The sequence below is a fragment of the Rickettsiella endosymbiont of Miltochrista miniata genome, assembly GCF_964031245.1.
GTDB lineage: Bacteria > Pseudomonadota > Gammaproteobacteria > Diplorickettsiales > Diplorickettsiaceae > Aquirickettsiella.
In genome coordinates this window covers 1,297,267-1,316,675 of record NZ_OZ035017.1, presented here as the reverse complement: position 1 = coordinate 1,316,675, position 19,409 = coordinate 1,297,267, and the positions used below count along the sequence as shown (strand labels likewise).

Here is a 19,409-nt window from a genome sequence, read left to right as displayed (position 1 = left end):
CAAGAAAAGACTCATTAATAAGAGGGTTAGGCTTAAGGCAGGTTTATCCAAATAAGGCTCAGCATCCGCCCTGTTATGTGGTCTCTGCGATAAGAGAAAAAACGCAGCTTATCGGAAAAAGTACAGTAGTTCCCCCCATAGATGGAGGTTATCCCTAGTTTGTGTAAACGTTGTTGGGCCAATTTATATAGATTTGCATGCCATAGGTTGTTCTCTATAGGCTGAAAAGCGCTTTCGGCAGTCTGATCTTTGTCCATGAAAGACCGAAAGACCTCTTCTCCGACTATAAAAGCTTGAGGGCTGATAGCAGGGCCTAACCAAACTAATATATCGCTGGGTGGTAAAGATAGTGCATCGATAGTAGTTTCTATAATGCCGCTACTTAGGCCTTTCCAACCGGCATGTATGGCTGCAATACAATAACTGCTGGAGCTGCAGACCAATAAGGGTAAGCAATCGGCGGTTTGTACAGCGCAAACTGTTTGTGCTGTTTTGGAATAAACGGCATCAGCCTGAAGGCTAGTGTTTGGATGATCGGCTGAAATAGCAACCTTCCCATGTATTTGTTCTAACCAGGTAATGGACTTTTTTAAGTGAAAGTTTTTTTGTAGTAATTGGCGGTTTTTAGATACATCGTCCAGGTTATCACCTACGTGCACGGCGATATTTAGACTATTATAGGGAGTCTGACTAAAGCCACCCGTTCTTGTCGTTGTGTAGGCTTTGACCCAGTGGGGAGCCGGCCAATCAGGAGTAATTAAATCAAGCATTGAGTTTATCTTCTCGCAAACAATTAATTAATTGTTTCATATCCTCAGGTAAAGGGCTTTGCCATTCCATGGGTTGCAAGGTAATAGGATGTATTATACCTAAACATTGTGCATGTAGAGCTTGGCGAGGAAACTGTTGCAAACAAATAATCAGCAATTCACTGGCCTTTTTTGGTAAGTGAAAGCGTCCCGCGTAGGTTTTATCACCGACCAATGGATGATGGATATGAGCCATATGCACGCGAATTTGATGAGTACGTCCAGTTTCTAATTTTACTTTAATGAGTGTGTGATGATTAAAACGTTCCATGACTCGATAATGGGATACCGCCGGTTTTCCACTCAATAATTCCGTGACGGCCATTTTCTTTCTTAGTCTCGGATGACGGCCGATAGGTGCATTGATAGTTCCACCGGCGATTAATAGACCTTGAATAACAGCTACATATTCGCGTTTCATAGTTCGTGCCTGTAATTGTTTGACCAATTTGGTATAGGCATTTAGAATTTTAGGAATGATTAATAGACCCGAAGTATCTTTATCTAAGCGATGTATGATTCCTGCTCGGGGAAGTTTTTTGAGTTCAGGTAAATAATGGAGTAAAGCATTAACCAGTGTTCTATGAGTATTTCCTACAGCAGGATGGACGACCAAGCCAGCAGGCTTGTTAACTACCAATAAAGCTTCATCTTCATAAATAATATCCAGAGGAAGCTCTTCTGCTTCCCAGCTAACTTCTTCAGTTAAGCTGGCCAAAATAGTAATTTTAGCTCCTGCTTTTATTTTATCCCGTGGTCGTTTGAGTTCATCATCAACCCAAACTTGTTGACAGCGAATCCATTGTTGTAAACGAGTACGGGAATAAGCAGGAAATAGCTGACTCAAAATTTGGTCGAGACGCTGCTCTGCTAAATGTTCTGGGACAATTGCTTGACAATTTATTACTTGAGCTGTGTTTTTCATAGAATATCGCTATAATGCTGACGGGAGCGATGCCTTTTTATTATGACTTAATAGAGGATACTATCTATGTTCAATGTAGCAAGCAATCTTGAATCCAATGAACGTCTTTCACGTTTAGTGATTGGGATCGTTTTATTGATTGGTGTGTTATTGGGTCTAGGCAAATTATTTGCATTTTTGGTGGGTGTTATTCTCATTATTGAAGCAATCATAGGTTGGTGTGGAATTCCTATTTTGGCAGAAAAATTTAAACTGAATGAGATTTTCCGTAAAAAAGATTAAATAAATTTGTTAGTCAAATTCATAATAATAAATTAATTTGACTTTTTGGATGTCGGATAAAAGAATAGCCAGTTGTTTCGCTTATTCCTTCCTTCACTTTAAAAAAGGGAATAAAGCATAGCTTTATTGAAATGAATTGTGAAAATATTTAAATTTGTTTTTTTAGTGGGTTTTATATCGGCTATGCTAACTGCATGCGCTAGCCATTCTAATGATCCTTTTATTGCATTTAAAGGACAAACAGTTAATCAAATCTATCAAAATGCAAAAGAATCATTGCTAAACCGCGATTTTAGTCAAGCTATTAAAGCTTACGAAGCATTAGATGTGTTATATCCTTTTAATCGCTATGCCGAAAAAGCTCAATTAGAATTGATATATGCATACTATAAAGATGGTGATGCGCCGTCAGCGAAAGCCGCTGCGGAGCGCTTTATCCATTTATACCCCAATAGCGAACATATTGATTATGCATACTATATGCAAGCTATGGCGGACATGGATCAAGATAGAGGTTGGTATTTACGTTATGTTCCGATTGATCTGTCTTTGCGTGATCCAGGCACCATGAATTTAGGATATCAAGAGTTTGCTGAATTAATTCGTCGCTATCCTGACAGCCAATACGTTCCAGATGCTCGTCAGCGCATGATCTATTTGCGCAATTTATTTGCAAGTTATGAATTACATATTGCTGATTATTATTTCCGTAGAAAAGCCTATGTTGCTGCGGCAAATCGTGCTAATGAGATTATCCAACGTTATCAAGGAGCGCCAGAAGTCAAACAAGCTTTGATCATTATGATTAAGTCTTATCGTATTTTGGGTTTAGAAGAGTTGGCGAGTCAGAGTTTGGCCGTGTTTAGATTAAATTATCCGGATGCGGATTATGTAAATATTTAAATTATTAAGTAATCACATAGATTTTAATTAGAAGAAAATCCTGAAGTAACCGGATAGCGTCGTTCCCGGCCAAAAGCGCGTGGCGTTATGCGAGGGCCTGGTGCCAATTGGCGACGTTTATACTCGTTCTTATCAACTAGATTAATAACTCTTTGCACTATTTCTCTGGCAAATCCTGCTTTAACAATATCATCTATACTTTTATCTTGTTCTATATAAAGTTCTAATATGGGATCAAGTTGAGAATAGGGAGGCAGAGTGTCTTCGTCTTTTTGATTTTCGGCGAGTTCAGCAGTGGGTGGGCGTTTCAATAACACATCAGGAAAAATACCATCACTGTTACGGTACGTCGCTAATTGATAAGCGCGAGTTTTAGACACGTCCTTTAGTACTGAAAACCCACCGGCCATATCGCCATATAAAGTACCGTAACCCACGGCCAACTCACTTTTATTAGTGCAATTTAAAAGCAGGCTTCCTTCTTGATTCGATAAAGCCATGAGTAAAATAGCACGGCAACGCGCTTGGATATTTTCCGTAGTAAGGCCTACGGGAGGATGCTTCGGATCTAAATTTAGTGTGCTTAAAAAAGCTGAAAAACTCGGCTCAATAGAAAATATACTCAATGTTATACTTAATTTTTTAACCAGTGTTTGTACAATCTCTTGGCTCAGTTTAGAGGTATAACGAGAAGGTAAAAAGACTGCATGAACACGATCTTCACCTAAAGCATCTACTGCAATAGCTAATACTAATGCAGAATCAATACCGCCGGAAAGGCCAATTAAAACCCCTGGAAAATGATTTTTATTGACATAGTCGCGTACCGCTAATACTAAGGCTTTATAGATGGCTTCATCAATTAAAGGTTTGGGTAAAAGAGTTTGTGGTATAAATTCAGCCAATGAATTAATTTTGAGGTCGATCAACCATAAGGTTTCAGTAAAAAAACCTGCTTCTGCTACAAGATGTCCCTTAGCATCAAATGCTTGGGAACCCCCGTCAAATACTAAATCGTCTTGACCACTCACAGCATGCACATAAAGTATGGGCAGCTTTGTTTCTTTTATGCGGGCTTCCGTAACCTTTAAACGTTGATTTGCTTTTGTGTAATCAAAAGGAGAAGCATTGATACATACTAATAATTGGGCGTCTTTTTCTTTAAGTGCTGATGCGGGTTTGCTGTACCAAAGATCTTCACAAATTAAAATACCTATACTTAGGCCTTTTATTTTAAACAAACCATCTGAATTTCCAGCTTTAAAATAACGTCGTTCATCAAAAACACCATAATTGGGTAAATATTGTTTATGGTAGGTCCTAACAATTTTTTTATCTTCTATCAGAGTTGCTGCATTAAAAACTCCCTCAGAACTATAATCTGGATGACCTAATAAAATGGCGATACCACTAGATCTTTCTTGAATACTTTTTAAGGAATGTTGGATTTGTAATTTAAAATCTTCACGTAAAAGTAGATCTTCAGGAGGATAACCACTTAAGGCGAGTTCAGGAAAAATCAATAGATTGACTGAAGCTTGCTTGGCTTTTTGTATACACTCTAAAATTATTTGTGTATTTCCTTTAATATCGCCCACTAAAAAATTTAATTGTGCTACGGCGATACGGAATATTGTTGGCATAATAACCTCGAGTTTATCTTGCCCAACGCATTAGTATAATGGCGATGAACATAAAAATGAGTATAGGGAGTAGTGCAGCTAAAAATGGTGGCCATTGATAGACAATGGCAAATGGGCCAAAAAAATCATTTAAAAGATAGAAACCAAATCCTACTGCGACCCCGGCAATCGTTTTCAAACTAGTAGCTAGGGTTCTTAAATGTTTGAAAGTGAAAGGAATAGCTAAACAAAGCATAACCCAAATAGCAGCTGGTTGTAGCAGTCGTTGCCAAAAAGCCAAAGAATATTGGCTGATATTTAAAAGATTTTTTCGGCGATAGCGAATATAATCATTAAGTTGTCTTAAAGACATTTCCTCGGGTTTAATAATAGAAATATTCAAGAGCTTAGGGCTAAAAGAAAACGGCCAAATTTCATGTGCAATATGCGTGGCTTGAATTTTTTTTAAGCTGATTATACTCGTTGAAATATCATAAGCATTCCATGCATTCTCTTCATAATTAACCTGTTTGGCAAAGCTTGCTTCCAATAGATTATTGTTATCATCAAATTGGTAACGGCTGACTTTATTTAAATGAGTGGGATCTAAAATTGATTGAATATAAATATAATTATGTCCATCTCGAATCCAAACTGCTCCTTGTTGGGTCATCAACGTTTGCCCATTTGTGGTAAGAAAGGACTTGTGATTTTCTGCGAGACGAGCGGCGTGCGGGGCTAATCCTTCCCCAATCAAAACAGTTAGAAAAACCATCAGCAAAGTCGCTTTAATTAAACTCCAAGCCATTTGATAAAGAGAGACACCATTAGAATGTAATATCATCAGTTCGCTGTGTTTCGCTAAAACACTTAGACCAAGAATACTGCCCAGTAAGATAGCTACTGGGAAAAAGCTATAAAATTGCGATGGGAGAGTGAGCAGTACATAATAAAAAGCACCTGCTAACGTATAGTGACCATATCCAATATCACGTGTTTCGGCAATTAATTTAATTAGCGAAAACAAGACTAACAATATCCCAAGTACAGAAAGAGTTGTGCTGATAATGGTTCTGCCTAAATAACGATCGATGATTTTCATGGTCTTAGCTTAACTATACGGAATAAATGATATTTGACCCTATTCCATCCCAAAGCATAACACCAGGCAAATATGATGGTAAGAATGAGCAGGCCATGTATCCACCAGAGACCCCAGTGGTAGGAAATATCACCATTTTCTATCCAATTACGTCCTACCAATAATAGATTTAGATACATAATATAAATGATTATGGCAGGTAATAGGTGTAAATATTTTCCTTGTCTTGGGTTAACCCGGCTGAGTGGGATGGCTAACAAAGCCAGAAGTAAAATCGAAATAGGAGCTGAAAGTCGCCATTGTAATTCAGAAAAATAACTCGGTTTATTCGCTTGACTTGCATCCCATAAAGTAATACTCGACAAAGCATCTTGCTGTTTATTAGCTGCCGTAGTATCTAAATCGATACGTATTCCATATTTTAGAAACTGCGTAATATAATATTCAGTTTGCCCAGGTATTCCTTGGTAGCGTTTTCCATTTACGGCGACAAAAAAAGGCTCTTTAGTGACAGAATTGACCATTTGGTAACCACTATTAGCACTAAGGATAGTCCAAGGGGTAATCTCGGAGGGTAAATCTTGTGGGTTTGTTTGTGCTAGGAAAATATTTTTTACTGATTTATGATCAGAAGAGACACTTTCCACATAAACGATGCGATGTCCTCCATTCGTTTGTTGAAAACTGCCGGGTTGTACCGTTTGTAATTCTACGGCTGTACCAGTCTGATTCAGCAGTTTATTTCGATAACTTAATAAGAATGGGTTTAACCATAGATTTAAACCTGCAACCATGAAGGTCAGTAGGAAAATAAAGGGTAAACTTAAACGCGTTAACCGACCTAGACTAAAACCACAAGCATTAAGTACTGTCATTTCATAATCAGCGTAAAGGCGGCCGTAAGTGAATAATATGGCAAGAAATAGGCTAAAAGGAAGCAGTATCGCTAAAAAGCGGGGAGACTCAAGGATTATCAGTTCCCATAGGATACCGGCAGCAAATTTTCCTCCTGCGACTTGATTAAGATAATGAACAAATTCATTGCTCATTAAAATAAGGAATAAAAGACTAGTAATGAGAGCAAGACTAGTGAGTATCTCTCGGGTTAGATAACGAAAAAGAATCATTTTGTAGGTTAAAAATAGAAGAGTTTAAATTATTTCATAAAGAAGGTATTGAATCTAGCAAATAAGTATAATTTAGGTAAACTGATCGATTAATAAAATAATTTGAGGTGGCTATGCAATATTCTATCAATTCAATTGATCTGATTAAACAAACCAGTGATTGTTCAATTTTCGGTATTTATCAAGGTAAGCGGCTCTCTCAATCTGCTCAGCTATTAGATAAACATAGTCAGGGATATATCCAAAAAATTTTAGATCAAGGCGATTTAATTGAAGAATGTGGTAACAGCATTGTGCTTTACAATGTCCCTGGAATATCGGCACCACGAGTCCTTCTTGTTTATTGTGGAGAAGAATCCAATTTATCCATAGGGGATTTCCGTAAAATTATCGGCTGTATGGCATGTGCCCTTAAGTCTTTGCAAATTGATGAAATAACAAGTTTTTTAACGGATATTTCCGTGAAAGCGTGTGATCTTGCTAAACAGATACGTCAGAGTATCGAGCTTATTGAAGATTGTTATTATTGCTTTGATAAATTAAAAACCGATAAAAAAAATGAAATATCTCCACCGAAAAGATTTATTTTTAATCTAACCAAGTCCCACGAATCAGAAAAAATTGCAGAAACGATAAAACAGGCCACGGCAATTACCGAGGGAATAAAATTAACTAAAGATCTAGCCAATCTGCCAGCTAATTTATGTACGCCCACTATCATGGCTGAATCAGCCAAAAAACTGGCGAATGAAGCCGGTCTTACGATTAACATATTAGATGAAGCAGCGATAAAAAAAGAAGGGATGGGTGGACTATTAGCTGTGTCGCAAGGTTCCGAAGAACCCGTCAAGTTTATTACTTTAGAATATCGAGGAGCAGCTGAACAAAAACCAGTTGTGCTGGTCGGTAAGGGGGTTACGTTTGACTCAGGCGGAATTTGTTTAAAGCCTGCTGCCGGTATGGAAGAGATGAAATACGATATGTCAGGCGCCGCTAGCGTGATGGGGATATTAAAAACCATTGCTGAACTTAAATTACCACTTCATGTGGTGGGGATAATGCCGTTAACTGAAAACTTACCGAGTGGCAGCGCAGTAAAGCCTGGCGATGTGATAAAAACATTATCGGGACTCAGTGTTGAGGTTATTAACACCGATGCGGAAGGACGTCTAATTTTGGCCGATGCCTTAACCTATAGCGAACGTTTTAATCCGGATGTGGTTATTGATATGGCTACTTTGACGGGCGCTATTATTGTTGCCCTAGGTGCAGTTGCGACGGGTATGATGAGTAATAATATTGAACTTGCTCTGGAAATCGAGAAAGCCGGCCAACAAAGTCAAGATAGAGTATGGCCTTTACCTTTATGGGATGATTATCAACAGCAAATTGATAGTAATGTAGCTGATATTTCTAATGTTGGTGTGGGAGGCGGTAAGAGTATTACCGCAGCTTGCTTCCTATCTCGATTTACTAAAAATCTGCAATGGGCGCATCTAGATATTGCTGGGACTGCCTGGAAAAGTGGACAAGAGAAAACCGCGACAGGTCGACCAGTATCTTTAATAGTGCAATTTTTACTGAACCGCTGTAAAAATAATAAGAAGTAAAATGCTCTTCTTATGCTTTTTTGCTTTTTATCTCACCCTATCATTAACGATGGGGCGAGATAAATAATCTTTTTTATTGTCCTTGAAACTTAATAGCGGGCGGTAAAGCAGAACATTTTTTCTGATCCGAGAGTGTACGTAGCCAATTATCACGTAATTGGTAAGATTGGATTTCTATACGTTCGGCATCAGAAAAGTCCATAAAAAACCAAGGAACAATTAAAAACGCCCCTGCAATCCCTAAACCAACATTTTTACCGGTTTTATTTTGTTTAGGAATAAGATTGGTGATTTTGGTTTGGTTATCCATTAACTCTTGCTTCAATGCACTGCAACTTAGACTTTCATCCCCTGGTTGACGCTGAGGAATTGGATTTGGCGTCTTTCCCGCACAAGCTGTCAATAATATGGCACTGACAAGAACACTGATTATTTTCTTTTTCATAGTCGGAAAACTCTTTTTATTGTTATAAAAATTTCAAGGCGTTGAAGTTTACTACCAAAGATAAAAAAAATAAAGTATTTAAATGTTTTATTGCATAATGAAAGTATTATTAATATAATAATTTAAAAGGAATGTCCTAGCTAGAATAGAAATGAAAAATCCAATGCTATTTAGCGTTCAACAAGGATTTAGCTTAATCGAAGTCATGGTTGCCGCGGCAATATTAAGTTTTAGTCTATTAAGTTTCGCTCAAGCTCAATTGATAGCTTTGCATGTCAGTGAACATGCTTACTTAATCAATCTAGCTGATTTAAAGAATGTAGACTTGGCTGAGAGTTTTACAATTTGTGGATCTCGGCCGCTTTGTATGCAGCAAGTTTTAAGCCTATGGAAAAAAGAGGTACTAGAAAGCTTTCCAGAAGGAATGGGGCAGGTTTCGAATCTTAACCTTTCTAACTATCAAAGTAAAATTCAATGGTTCTCCAATTTTTATAAACTGCCATCATCTCTTAATTTATTATTCAAAGCATGAATAGGATAGAGCAAGGATACAGTTTGTTAGAATTAATGTTAGCAATAAGTTTATCTTTATTTCTTAGTCTGGGGATGATGAGTATTTTTATTCATAGCAAAAATATTTATCGATTAACCCAGAGCTTGGGTACCATACCAACCAAAGCACGCATGGCATTTTACTTGCTTAGTCATGATATTCGTATGGCAGGTTTTATTGGTTGTGTACGTTTAATGGATGCTTTGCCAATAAATAGTGGCTTAACAGGCGATACTAGCTTAATTGTTTGGCATAAAGGCCATACTGCCGCAAAATTAAGTTTACCTAAGCTCGCGCGGTATCAAAAGGATAGCGACGCCATTTTAATACAATTTCTCGATCCTAATACTTTCCCAATAAAGGAAGCAAAATCTAGCCGTATTATTCTAGCACATTGGAAATTATTTCGACCTCGAGATATTTTACTCATCAGCGATTGTCAACACGCAGAGCTTATTCATTGGAGTGATATCCATCTAGCGCATAGCTACCAGATGGATAGTGAAATTGGCTTTTTTAATAAGATTATTTACTACATTGCCGATACAGGACGTGTGAGTGAAACTGGACAGCGAATTTATGCTTTATATCGACGTAATTTAAATCAATCGGTTTACAAGCCCACAGAATTAATAGAAGGGATAAACAGAATGTCGATACGCTTAGGCATAAAAAATAGCGATGGAATCTTATATTATAAGAATGCAAATGAGGTAAAACATTGGCCAGATGCACATAGTGTAGAAATTAGACTATTATTGACAGATGTAAAACAGTTGCATCGAGAATGGAAGCAAGTAATAGGACTACGTGAACGATGATGTTTAGGCGATATTTTCAAGAGGTAAAAAAATCGCCGTCATGGCGAGCGAATGGAATGAGTGTGGCCATCCAGTTTGCGCGGTTTTTCCTGGATTGCCGCGCGCTACGCGCTCGCAATGACGAGTAAATTATTTTAATTTTTTGCATCTTCAAGTATGAGCGGTATAGATACACTTAAAGTAAGAAGAGATACAAAATTTTGATATTCGATGGCAATAAAGAGGGTAAGCAACAGGGATTTATATTAGTAATGGTATTATTTTTTCTTTTTATCATGTCTTTAATGACCTTATCGATATTAAATAGTTCTTATTTAGAATTACGTATGAGTCAAAATTGGGTTATTGCTGCACAGCAGTTCCAGGCAGCGGAAGCAGGATTAAAATTAATCGAACATCGGCTTGCAAGCATTTCAACACCTATATCCATGTTACATGAACATTATAATTACGCAGGTTTTCAAATTAATGCAGAATTTAGGCGACATAAAACATCTTATTGTATTAATCAAAGATTGGCTTATGTTTATGATGTTATTGTGGCAGCAAAAAAAATGAAAGTTGGTGCACTTACGCTAAAAACTAATTATGTAATAAAAGCAAAAACCGCTTGTCAGTATGCAGAGCTTATATTAACAAAAACTGGACGTAGCTCTTGGCGAGAATTAAGTAGTCCAACTTAAAGTTATCAATGGAGTAGCTAATGTGGATACTGATTAGTTTATGCATTTTTATCTTGATTTTGATAATGCTGTTGTGTGTAACTCCATTGCGACAAGCTTTTTTAGTAAAACCTTTTTTAGTTTATTTAAGCACAATACTCCCAGCTATTAGCGAAACAGAAAAAATTGTTCTAGAAGCGGGTGATATGTGGTGGGAAAAAGATTTATTCCGTGGCCGGCCAGATTGGAAAGCTTTGCACAATATTTCCTTATCAAATCTAACCCCAGAAGAAGAAACTTTTATCAATGATCAAGTAGAAACGCTTTGTAGCATGCTTGATGATTTTAATATTTTAACAGTGGAACATGATTTACCATTTTCGGTTTGGGAATTTTTAAAAAAACAAAAATTTTTTGGTATGGTTATTCCAAAAAAATATGAAGGATTAGGTTTTTCTGCTTTAGCACACTCTTCTATTGTATTAAAGATAGCTACTCGATCAGTGAGTGCAGCTGTCAATGCTTTAGTTCCTAATTCTCTAGGGCCCGCTGAATTATTACTTCATTATGGAACTGAAGAACAAAAAAATTATTATTTGCCTAGGTTGGCTAGAGGAGAAGAAATTCCTTGTTTTGCATTAACTTCTGTGGATGCTGGTAGCGATGCAGCTGCACTTAAAGATAAGGGAGTAGTTTGCAAGGGAACTTATCAAGATAAAGAAATGTTAGGGATACGGCTCAACTTCAATAAACGTTATATTACTTTGGCCCCAATTGCTACGGTCATGGGTGTCGCTTTTAAGCTAAGCGATCCCGATCAATTATTAGGGAAAAAAAAAGAAATAGGGATTACCGTTGCTTTGGTACCTTCGTCATTAGCGGGCATTGAAATTGGTAAACGGCATTCGCCGATGGGTTTAGCTTTTATGAACGGTCCTATAATAGGTAAAAATGTTTTTATTCCTATTAGCTTTGTCATTGGTGGCGAGAAAATGTTAGGTCAAGGTTGGCGTATGTTGATGGAATGTTTATCAATAGGTCGTGGTATTTCTTTACCTGCCGTCAGTGCAGCACAGGCCCAATTAGCTTACCGTATGACAGGTGCTTATAGTGTATTAAGGCAGCAATTTCATCTATCGATTGCTCATTTCGAAGGTGTTGCGGCAGCATTAGCTAGAATAGCGGGACTCACTTATTTAATTGAAGCGACACGTCGATTTACCGTGACTGCAGTTGACGCTTTATTAAAGCCGGCATTAGCGTCTTCTATAGCAAAATATCATATGACAGAATTTGCACGCACCATTGTTAATGATGCAATGGATATCCATGGTGGACGGGGGATCCAAATGGGCCCACGTAATTATTTGGCGCAAGGTTATATTGCTATACCGATATCAATTACCGTGGAAGGTGCGAATATTTTAACCCGCAATCTTATTTTATTTGGTCAAGGAGCGGTACGCTGTCACCCTTATTTAAGAGATGAAATGCAAGCTGTCGAAAAAAAAGATGTTTTCGGTTTAGATAAGCTATTGATTCGTCATTTTTCTTATAGTATTAAAAATTTTTTTAAAACATTTCTATTTGCTTTCGGCTTAGGCCATTTTTTTGTAGAAACGCCTATAAAGAACTTTGGATACTATTATCGACAAATTTCTCGTTTATCAGCCGCTTTGGCCTTGGTGACGGATTTTACTTTGATAACTTTGGGCGGGAATTTAAAACGTAAGGAACGCTTGTCGGCGCGTTTGGGGGATGTTTTAAGTTATCTTTATATAGCATCCAGCGTCATTCGTTATATACAAGAATATCCATTATCCAAAGAAGACGATGATTATGCACGTTGGGGATTAAATTATTGTCTTTATCATATTCAACATTCGTTCGAAAGATTTTTTAATAATTTCCCCAAACTCTTAATAGCTAAGTTACTAAAATTTATTATTTTTCCTTTAGGACGGCCTTATCAATTACCTACTGACAAACAAGATATGCAATTAGTGGCTGCGATGTCCAAAATTTGTAAATTTCGCGATCGCATAACCCAGGATTGTTATTTAGGAAAAAAACCAGAAGACCCAACCGGTCGTATGGAGATCGCCTTTAATGAATTTATTAAGACGCAACCCATTCGTGAAAAATTAAAAAAACAAGGGTTTAATCGAGATTTAGATATTGAACAACAACTAGAATCTGCTTTAGCAGAAAAAATTCTTACTCATGCCGAAGTTGAGCAATTTCTTAAAGCTCAGAAATTTCAGCAAGATGCTATGCAAGTCGATGCTTTTTAAGCAGATGTAAACTATAGGTTAACTTGCACATTCAATGACAGCAGGTATATTAAATGACATTAACTGTTAATTTTAGTTCCATGTAAGAAATACTAGGAAAAATGTTTTATGCAAGCACTTGATCGGTCAGATTTTGCACGGTCAGTTTATATCGTGGATGGCATGCGTACTCCCTGGTTGAAAGTACGTGGAGGACCTGGCAATTTTTCAGCTTCTGATTTAGCTGTGCAAGCAGGACGTTATTTATTAGCACGCCAAGCATTTACTCCTGATCAACTGGATGAAGTGGTTACTGGATGTGTCATGCCAAATCCTGACGAAGCTAATATTAGTCGTGTAATTGCATTACGTTTGGGTTGTGGTAAAGCCGTACCTGCTTATACCGTGCAACGGAATTGTGCTTCAGGTATGCAAGCTTTAGATAGTGCAACTTTAGATGTCGCTTGTGGGAGATATAATTTAGTATTAGCAGGTGGTACAGAGGCGATGAGTCAAGCTCCTCTACTACTTAGTCGCGAAATGACTGCTTGGTTGGCTAAATGGAATTTAGCCAAAACTTTTGTAGCTCGCTTAAAACTACTGAGTCAATTTAAATTAAAGTATTTAAATCCTGTTATAGCCTTATTACATGGTTTAACCGATCCTATTGTGGGTTTAGCAATGGGCCAAACAGCAGAGGTTATTGCGCATCGTTTTGGGATTACCCGTGAAGAAATGGATGAATTTGCTTTACAAAGCCATCAACGTTTAGCGGCGGCGCAAGATGCCGGAATTTTTAAGGATGAAATCAATCCGATTTATGATAAACAAAATCTTTATTATTCTTTCGATAATGGTTTGCGTCGTGATACGAGTTTAGAGAAATTAGCATCACTTAAACCTTTTTTTGATAAACCTTTTGGATTTGTTACAGCAGGAAATAGTTCTCAAGTTACTGATGGTGCCGCCTTTTTAATTTTAGCAAGTGAAGAGGCAGTACAGAAATATCAGCTGCCAATTTTAGCGCGCATAGTGGATGTGGCTTGGGCAGGTGTTGATCCGAGTGAAATGGGTTTGGGTCCTGTACATGCCGTAGCAGCGCTTTTAAAAAAACAAGCACTTACTTTTAAAGATATCGATTTTTGGGAAATTAATGAAGCATTTGCAGGTCAGGTTTTGGCATGTTTAGCTGCCTGGCAAGATACTGATTATTGCAAAAATCAGCTGAGTTTAACTGAAGCTTTAGGCAAGCTAGATCAATCAAAACTTAACATAGATGGTGGAGCGGTTGCTATGGGTCATCCAGTGGGAGCTAGTGGCGCACGACTTGTTTTACATTTGGCACATATCTTAAAAAGAAAACAAGCACGTTTTGGTGTGGCAACACTTTGTATCGGTGGCGGACAGGGTGGAGCGTTGTTACTTGAAAATACCGATATATACTCATAGCAATTGGATTTTTGGCAAGGCGCCGCGAAAATGAAGCAACCGGAGTGTATTCAAAATACATGAGGATTGCGAGTTGAGCGGTAACACAGGCAAAAATTCAAGTGCGAAGAGTATAACTAAAACTGGAGCACTTTGATGAAAGTAGGCTATTTAAATTGGCAATTGCAGCAAAAAGAACAAATTCTTTGGCTGTATTTTGATAAAAAAAATAGCTCTAGCAATAACTTGGATAAAAATGTATTAGCAGAATTAAGTTCGATCATCAAAGAGGTAACTCATAATGAATCGGTGCAAGGTTTAGTAATTACCTCTGCCAAAACAAATGGTTTTATTGTAGGTGCTGATATTCAAACCATTAGAAAATTAAAAACTAAGGAAGAGATCTTTGCTTTTATTCGACAAGGCCAAAAGGTATTTGATGAATTAGCAGCACTTAATATTCCCACGGTAGCTTTGATCAATGGTTTATGTTTAGGAGGCGGTTTAGAGCTCGCTTTAGCATGTGATTATCGTATTGCGATTGATGAGGATAAAACACGTTTAGGTTTACCAGAAGTCTTATTGGGGATACACCCGGGTTGGGGAGGAACGGTACGTTTACCACGTTTATTGGGAGGTCCACAAGCATTAGAATTAATTTTAACAGGAAAAACAATTTCTCCTTATGCTGCCGTTAAATTGGGTTTAATCGATCAATTGGTTCCATCGCGACAAGCTGAACGAGCAGCCTTATATTACGCTTCAGCAAAAACTAAAAAAAAGAATTCTTTTTTTGCATTAAATTGGAAAAAAATAACTAATCATCATTGGATGAGAAATATTATTACTAAAATTGTGCAACGTCGTTTAAACCTCAAAGTTAATCCTAAACATTACCCTGCGCCTTATGCTGCGCTGCATCTTTGGCAGCAGTATGGTGTCAGTAAGCAAGCATTTTTACATGAAGCAGTTTCATTAAGTGAATTAGCGCTGACTCCCACAGCGAATCATTTAATTAGAGTCTTTTTTTTAAAAGAGCGTTTAAAGAAACTGGGAAAAAAAGATTTTACATGTTTCAAACATGTTCATGTTATAGGAGCAGGAACTATGGGAGGCGATATTGCTGCTTGGTGTGCTATGCAAGGATTGTATGTAACCTTACAAGATCGTGAAGCGAAATATATTGCTCCAGCTATGACGAGAGCTTATGCATTATTCCAAAAAAGATTAAAAACACCTCGCGCTATTCAAGCTGCGATGGATAGACTAGTACCTGATTTAGCGGGTTATGGTGTACGTCGTGCTGACATTATTATTGAAGCAGTATTTGAGAATTTAACTGTTAAACAAGATTTATTTCGACAGCTAGAGCAGCAAATTAAATCGGATGCATTATTAGCTACCAATACATCGAGTATTGTTTTAGAAGATATCCAACAAGGGTTACAACACCCGGAACGTTTAATTGGTTTACATTTTTTTAATCCTGTAGCCAAAATGCCTTTGGTGGAAGTGGTGCAATCGGCAATTAGTGCGCCGGACATCGTAGAAAGGGGCTTGGCATTCGTTCATCAAATTAACCGTTTGCCTTTATCTGTAAAAAGTTCACCCGGATTTTTAGTCAACCGTTTATTAATGCCCTATTTAATGCAATCGGTACTGTTGTTGCAAACTGGAATCCCTGCGCCAGTTATCGATAAAGTGGCTGTGGATTTTGGAATGCCGATGGGGCCTTTAGAATTAGCCGATACGGTAGGTTTAGATATTTGTTTAGCTGTTGCTAAGATACTAAGTCAATCTTTAGGCAGCGTTGTTCCTGAAGGTTTAGAAAAAATGGTGGCCAATAAGGAGCTAGGGCGAAAAACAGGAAAAGGGTTTTATCGTTATAAAAAAGGCAAACCTATTAAAGAAAAAATTCCTGAAGATTATAAAGCGCCAACGAATTTAGCGGATAGTTTAATTCAGCCGATGATAGATGAAGCTAAAAAGTGTTTGGAAGAAAAAGTTGTTGCAGATAGCGATTTGATCGATGCTGGAATTATATTTGGTGCAGGATTTGCCCCTTTTCGCGGTGGTTTGATGCAATACGCAAAGGAGCAAGGTGACTTGTAGACTGTTTTTGTAATTGTAAGATTGGTATTAAGTTCCTTTTTGTAAACGTTCGATGCGTAATTCCAAGGGTGGATGACTTGAAAATAAAGCACGAAACCCACCACTTTTATGTGATATTTTTAGAGTCGATAAAGAAGGGGCGCGTGTATCTTCGGGTTCCATTGCCTTTTGTAATGCTTGTAATGCTTCAATCATTTTGTCGCGACCTGCTAACAAAGCACCGCCTTTATCAGCGCGATATTCGCGATGTCTGGAAAACGCAGCCACTAAAATACTACCTAAGAATGTAAATAGAATATCAAACACCATGGATAGCATAAAAAACATCGGCCCAGGTCCACTGATCGATCCTTCATTATTACGTCCAGCAGCTCCCACAGAGATTACATAGGCGACAATGCGCGATAAAAAAAGTGCAAAAGCATTTATTATGCCTAAGATAAGTGTCATGGTGACCATATCCCCATTCGTGATATGGGTAATTTCATGTCCTAGTACACCTTCAATTTCACCTGGATTCATTTTTTGTAGTAAGCCACTAGAGACAGCCACTAAAGAATTATTTTTAGTCGGACCTGTTGCAAAAGCATTCAGCTCAGGTGAATTATAAATACCTACTTCAGGTAAAACCTTTAATCCAGCTTTGCGTGCTAAATTATGAATAACTTCAAGGATATTTTTTTCTTCACCTACCGCAGCATTGGGATCAATAATTTTTAAATCCATACTTTTTTTTGCAATGAATTTTGAGGTAAATAGTGAAATAAAGGCCCCCGCTGTACCCCATAATGCACAAAAAATAGCTAATGATAGATAATTAATTCCGTGTGAAGTGAGATAACTATGTAACCCTAATAAATTGGTAACGATAGAAATAGTAGCAATAACTAAAATATTAGTGCCTAAAAATAACAAAATACGACTAAACATAAAAATAATTCCTCATATAGGAGATCATTTTACACAGTTTATTAAGTGTAGCAGTTAATTCATTGAAAAAGAAAAACCCCGCGGGAGCGGGGTTTTTTATGAAACTAGACGGTCGGGTTGAAAGCTTACATCATTCCGCCCATACCACCCATTCCGCCCATACCACCCATGCCACCCATATCACCACCATGAGCACCACCTTCATCCTTCTTAGGGATTTCAGCAACCATGCATTCTGTGGTAATCATGAGACCAGCGATAGAAGCTGCATTTTGTAATGCAGTTTGGGTTACTTTAGTAGGATCTAAAATGCCCATTTTTATCATGTCGCCGTATTCACCGGTTGCTGCATTGTAGCCGTAGTTAACTTCTGTACTATGCAGTACTTGATCAATAACGACATCAGGACGTCCACCAGCATTAGTAACAATCTGACGTAAAGGTGAACACATTGCATCAGCAACGATACGAATACCATGCGCTTGATCCGAGTTAATGCCTTTAAGATTTTTTAAAGCGCTTAACGCACGAATTAAAGCCACGCCACCCCCAGGAACAATACCTGCTTCAACCGCAGCACGGGTTGCATGTAGCGCGTCTTCTACACGAGCTTTCTTCTCTTTCATTTCCATCTCAGTAGCGGCGCCGACTTTAATAACAGCAACACCACCGGATAGTTTAGCTGAGCGTTCTTGTAGCTTTTCTTTGTCATAGTCAGACGTGCTTATTTTAATTTGAGCATCAATCTCATCTATTCGAGATTGGATCATGCTTTTTTCACCTTGGCCGTCGATGATAGTGGTATTGTCTTTAGTGATAACAACACGTTTAGCTGAACCTAAGTCTTCTAAAGAAGCTTTTTCAAGGTTTAAGCCAATTTCTTCAGCGATGACATTAGCTTTGGTTAAAATAGCAATGTCTTTTAGCATTTCTTTACGACGGTCACCAAAACCAGGCGCTTTAACCGCACAAACTTTGACGATGCCACGAATGGTATTGACGACTAAGGTGGCTAATGCTTCGCCTTCTACATCTTCTGCGATGATGAATAAAGAACGACCTGCTTTGGCGACACCTTCAAGCACAGGTAGCATTTCGCGAATATTAGAGATTTTTTTATCCACTAACAGAATATAAGGATTATCCAATTCGCAAGCCATGCTTTGTTGGTTGTTGATGAAGTAAGGTGAGAGATAGCCACGATCAAATTGCATACCTTCTACTGTATCGAGTTCATTTTTCAGGCCGGAACCATCTTCTACAGTAATAACTCCTTTTTTACCAACCTTGCTCATCGCCTTAGCGATAATTTCACCAATCGCTTTATCATCATTCGCTGAAACAGTACCTACTTGCGTAATTGAATGATTGTCATCACAAGGTTTCGAAATATCTTGTAATGCTTCAATTGCGGCTGTCACTGCAGCATCAATACCTCGTTTGAGGTCCATAGGGTTCATCCCAGCAGCAACAGCTTTCATTCCTTCACGTAAAATAGCTTGAGCTAACACAGTAGCAGTGGTTGTACCATCGCCTGCTTCGTCTGAAGTCTGAGACGCCACTTCTTTGACCATTTGTGCGCCCATGTTCTCAAATTTATCTTTGAGTTCAATTTCTTTTGCAACGGAAACACCATCTTTAGTAATGGTAGGAGCGCCGAAACTTTTGTCTAAAATAACATTTCGACCTTTAGGACCTAAAGTTACTTTGACAGCCTCTGCTAATATATCAACACCTCGTAGGATAGAAGCACGTGCATCTACACCAAATTGTAAAACTTTTGCAGCCATTTTATTAATTCCTCT

At 37.9% G+C, this 19,409-nt stretch carries 17 protein-coding genes; 9 read left to right on the top strand and 8 right to left on the bottom strand.

Annotated features, from left to right (window positions below; genetic code table 11):
- Positions 1 to 32 precede the first annotated feature (32 nt).
- Together pgeF and rluD are read right to left on the bottom strand one after the other, a co-directional pair.
- Positions 33 to 770 (bottom strand): peptidoglycan editing factor PgeF, encoded by a 738-nt coding sequence (gene pgeF / locus AAHH40_RS06000; protein ID WP_342219767.1) that lies wholly within the window; start codon positions 768 to 770, stop codon positions 33 to 35.
- Entirely contained in the window at positions 763 to 1,734 is a 972-nt protein-coding gene (gene rluD / locus AAHH40_RS05995; RefSeq protein WP_342219766.1) for a 23S rRNA pseudouridine(1911/1915/1917) synthase RluD, read from the bottom strand. The genes pgeF and rluD overlap by 8 nt, the downstream gene beginning before the upstream one ends.
- A 66-nt stretch (positions 1,735 to 1,800) precedes the next feature.
- Between rluD and AAHH40_RS05990 the strand changes: the two genes are divergently transcribed.
- Both AAHH40_RS05990 and AAHH40_RS05985 read left to right on the top strand, forming a co-directional pair.
- The gene (locus AAHH40_RS05990) at positions 1,801 to 2,016 is read left to right on the top strand and encodes a YgaP-like transmembrane domain (RefSeq protein ID WP_339050021.1); all 216 of its coding nucleotides are present in this window, start codon (positions 1,801 to 1,803) and stop codon (positions 2,014 to 2,016) included.
- Positions 2,017 to 2,154: 138 nt separating this feature from the next.
- Positions 2,155 to 2,919: an outer membrane protein assembly factor BamD gene (locus AAHH40_RS05985; protein WP_342219765.1), complete on the top strand. Its 765-nt coding sequence runs from the start codon at positions 2,155 to 2,157 to the stop codon at positions 2,917 to 2,919.
- A 23-nt stretch (positions 2,920 to 2,942) separates the two neighbouring features.
- On the opposite strand, the gene AAHH40_RS05980 is transcribed toward AAHH40_RS05985, so the two are convergent.
- The 3 genes from AAHH40_RS05980 to lptF are packed head-to-tail and all read right to left on the bottom strand — an operon-like array spanning position 2,943 to position 6,770.
- Positions 2,943 to 4,562 carry an NAD+ synthase gene (locus AAHH40_RS05980; RefSeq protein WP_342219764.1) on the bottom strand — a complete coding sequence of 540 codons (1,620 nt, stop codon included), beginning with the start codon at positions 4,560 to 4,562 and terminating at the stop codon, positions 2,943 to 2,945.
- A gap of 13 nt (positions 4,563 to 4,575) precedes the next feature.
- Entirely contained in the window at positions 4,576 to 5,643 is a 1,068-nt protein-coding gene (gene lptG / locus AAHH40_RS05975) for an LPS export ABC transporter permease LptG (protein ID WP_342219763.1), read from the bottom strand.
- Positions 5,640 to 6,770, bottom strand: coding sequence for an LPS export ABC transporter permease LptF (lptF, locus tag AAHH40_RS05970; protein WP_342219762.1), 1,131 nt, complete (start codon positions 6,768 to 6,770; stop codon positions 5,640 to 5,642). Before lptF ends, lptG begins: the two co-directional genes overlap by 4 nt.
- A gap of 113 nt (positions 6,771 to 6,883) precedes the next feature.
- On the opposite strand from lptF, the gene AAHH40_RS05965 reads away from it, so the two are divergent.
- Entirely contained in the window at positions 6,884 to 8,380 is a 1,497-nt protein-coding gene (locus AAHH40_RS05965; protein WP_342219761.1) for a leucyl aminopeptidase, read from the top strand.
- A gap of 73 nt (positions 8,381 to 8,453) precedes the next feature.
- Here the strand turns inward: AAHH40_RS05965 and AAHH40_RS05960 are convergent, their stop codons facing one another.
- Positions 8,454 to 8,825: a hypothetical protein gene (locus AAHH40_RS05960; RefSeq protein WP_342219760.1), complete on the bottom strand. Its 372-nt coding sequence runs from the start codon at positions 8,823 to 8,825 to the stop codon at positions 8,454 to 8,456.
- A 151-nt stretch (positions 8,826 to 8,976) separates the two neighbouring features.
- On the opposite strand from AAHH40_RS05960, the gene AAHH40_RS05955 reads away from it, so the two are divergent.
- From AAHH40_RS05955 to AAHH40_RS05930, 6 genes are all read left to right on the top strand, one after another.
- Positions 8,977 to 9,357, top strand: a complete 381-nt coding sequence (locus AAHH40_RS05955; RefSeq protein ID WP_342219759.1) for a type IV pilus modification PilV family protein — start codon at positions 8,977 to 8,979, stop codon at positions 9,355 to 9,357.
- Positions 9,358 to 9,380: 23 nt separating this feature from the next.
- The gene (locus AAHH40_RS05950) at positions 9,381 to 10,199 is read left to right on the top strand and encodes a PilW family protein (protein WP_342219758.1); all 819 of its coding nucleotides are present in this window, start codon (positions 9,381 to 9,383) and stop codon (positions 10,197 to 10,199) included.
- Positions 10,200 to 10,450: 251 nt separating this feature from the next.
- A complete protein-coding gene (locus AAHH40_RS05945) occupies positions 10,451 to 10,882 on the top strand; it encodes a PilX N-terminal domain-containing pilus assembly protein (RefSeq protein WP_342219757.1) in 432 nt (143 codons plus the stop codon).
- A gap of 20 nt (positions 10,883 to 10,902) precedes the next feature.
- Positions 10,903 to 13,155 carry an acyl-CoA dehydrogenase gene (locus AAHH40_RS05940; RefSeq protein WP_342219756.1) on the top strand — a complete coding sequence of 751 codons (2,253 nt, stop codon included), beginning with the start codon at positions 10,903 to 10,905 and terminating at the stop codon, positions 13,153 to 13,155.
- Between the two features lie 108 nt (positions 13,156 to 13,263).
- Positions 13,264 to 14,583, top strand: coding sequence for an acetyl-CoA C-acetyltransferase (locus AAHH40_RS05935; protein ID WP_342219755.1), 1,320 nt, complete (start codon positions 13,264 to 13,266; stop codon positions 14,581 to 14,583).
- Positions 14,584 to 14,718: 135 nt separating this feature from the next.
- Positions 14,719 to 16,674 carry a 3-hydroxyacyl-CoA dehydrogenase NAD-binding domain-containing protein gene (locus AAHH40_RS05930; protein ID WP_342219754.1) on the top strand — a complete coding sequence of 652 codons (1,956 nt, stop codon included), beginning with the start codon at positions 14,719 to 14,721 and terminating at the stop codon, positions 16,672 to 16,674.
- A 27-nt stretch (positions 16,675 to 16,701) separates the two neighbouring features.
- On the opposite strand, the gene htpX is transcribed toward AAHH40_RS05930, so the two are convergent.
- Both htpX and groL read right to left on the bottom strand, forming a co-directional pair.
- Positions 16,702 to 17,604: a protease HtpX gene (htpX, locus tag AAHH40_RS05925; protein ID WP_342219753.1), complete on the bottom strand. Its 903-nt coding sequence runs from the start codon at positions 17,602 to 17,604 to the stop codon at positions 16,702 to 16,704.
- A 125-nt stretch (positions 17,605 to 17,729) separates the two neighbouring features.
- Positions 17,730 to 19,394: a chaperonin GroEL gene (gene groL / locus AAHH40_RS05920; protein WP_342219752.1), complete on the bottom strand. Its 1,665-nt coding sequence runs from the start codon at positions 19,392 to 19,394 to the stop codon at positions 17,730 to 17,732.
- Positions 19,395 to 19,409 lie beyond the last annotated feature (15 nt).